General features: G+C 55.3%; 1 protein-coding gene. It reads right to left on the bottom strand.

Annotated features, from left to right (window positions below):
• Positions 1-61 precede the first annotated feature (61 nt).
• The gene (locus tag PAT3040_RS31725) at positions 62-952 is read right to left on the bottom strand and encodes a carbohydrate ABC transporter permease (RefSeq protein WP_087572790.1); all 891 of its coding nucleotides are present in this window, start codon (positions 950-952) and stop codon (positions 62-64) included.
• Between the last annotated feature and the right edge of the window lie 609 nt (positions 953-1,561).

The following is a 1,561-nucleotide window of genomic DNA, read 5'->3' as shown; positions in this document are numbered from 1 at the left end:
TGTACAGCCAAGAAAATTTCCAATTCGACCGAATTAGGGACTTGACATCATACCGCTGGACTTAGTAGATGTTGTTCAGCTTCCGCGACATCCAGAAGTACAGCCAGGTGATCAGGCCGACGATGACGGCCGTCGTGAAGCCTACCGCGCTGCCGTAGCCGATATTTTGCACGGATGTGCCCGCGGTCGTCAGCGGGAAGAACAGCTTGTACAAGTACAGGTACATCACTTCCGTCTTGCCGAACGGTCCGCCCTCCGTCAACACCATGATGCTCTCGTAACCTTTGAGCGACGTCGTGATGGCGAGCATGACGATCATCTGAAGCACCGGCCCCAGCATCGGAATGGTGATGTACCACAGCCTTTGCGCCGAATTCACGCCGTCGAGCGAAGCCGCTTCGTAGACATCCTCCGGAATGCTTTGCAGGCCCGCAATGAACAAGAGCATATAGTTGCCGACGGCGCCCCACACGGCGATGATGACGATGGTCAGCATCGCTTTCGAAGCGCCCAGCCAATCGACCGGGGCCGAAACGAGGTGCAGCTTCATCAGGTATTGATTGATAATGCCGTTGTATGAGTTGAAAATAATATAAAAGACGATCGACATAACCGACGCGCTGAAGATCGTGGGCAGGAAGATGATCGCCCGGAACGCGTGTCGTCCCTTCAGCTTGCGGTTGAGAATAACGGCGAGGATGAGCGATAGCGGAAGCGTGATGATCAGCTTGCCGCCCGCGTACACGAACGTGTTGGCGACAGACTGCCAGAACTCCGTATCTCTGGCCACCCGCACGAAGTTGTCGAGGCCGATGAACTTCGGCTGGCCGAACCCCTGGTAATCGTAGAACATGTATCGAAGCGCCCAGACGACGGGATAGATCCCGAGCGCCATGGTCAGGAAGAAGCTGGGAAAGCTGAACAGGTAAGCTCCTAGCCGGTTTTTGTGCATGCTGCGTCTCCTCCGTTTCGTGGCTCCAACTATAGATTCATTGCAAGGTGAAACTTCTGTCTCCGTCCTTGGGCGGCCCAGTAGGTTTCATTACATTTACTTTCCTATATTCTAAGAAAAAAGCCCCGTCGGGAGTGACGGAGCAATTCACTGTATTGGGGGGACGAAACGACTGTACAAGGCACGATAAGATTGTCGAGGGCCGCATAATGCTCATGATCGTTAGTTGAGAGCATGAGCAGGGAGGGGAAGCGCGGCGCATTGTAGCTGATTTTTCAGCTACATTCGGCGGATCGGGCCCAGCGCGGCGCATTGTAGCTGATTTTTCAGCTACATTTGGCGGATCGGGCCCCAGCGCGGCGCATTGTAGCTGATTTTTCAGCTACATTCGGCGGATCGGGCCCCAGCGCGGCGCATTGTAGCTGATTTTTCAGCTACATCCGGCGGATCGGGCACCAGCGCGGCGCATTGTAGCTGATTTTTCAGCTACATTCGGCGGATCGGGCCCCAGCGCGGCGCATTGTAGCTGATTTTTCAGCTACATCCGGCGGATCGGGCCCCAGCGCGGCGCATTGTAGCTGATTTTTCAGCTACATTCGGCGGATCGGG

This window comes from Paenibacillus agaridevorans (assembly GCF_003112455.1).
Taxonomy (GTDB): Bacteria; Bacillota; Bacilli; order Paenibacillales; family Paenibacillaceae; genus Pristimantibacillus; species Pristimantibacillus agaridevorans.
The sequence above is the reverse complement of the archived record's forward strand: the minus strand, read 5'-3'. Positions and strand labels throughout refer to the sequence as shown.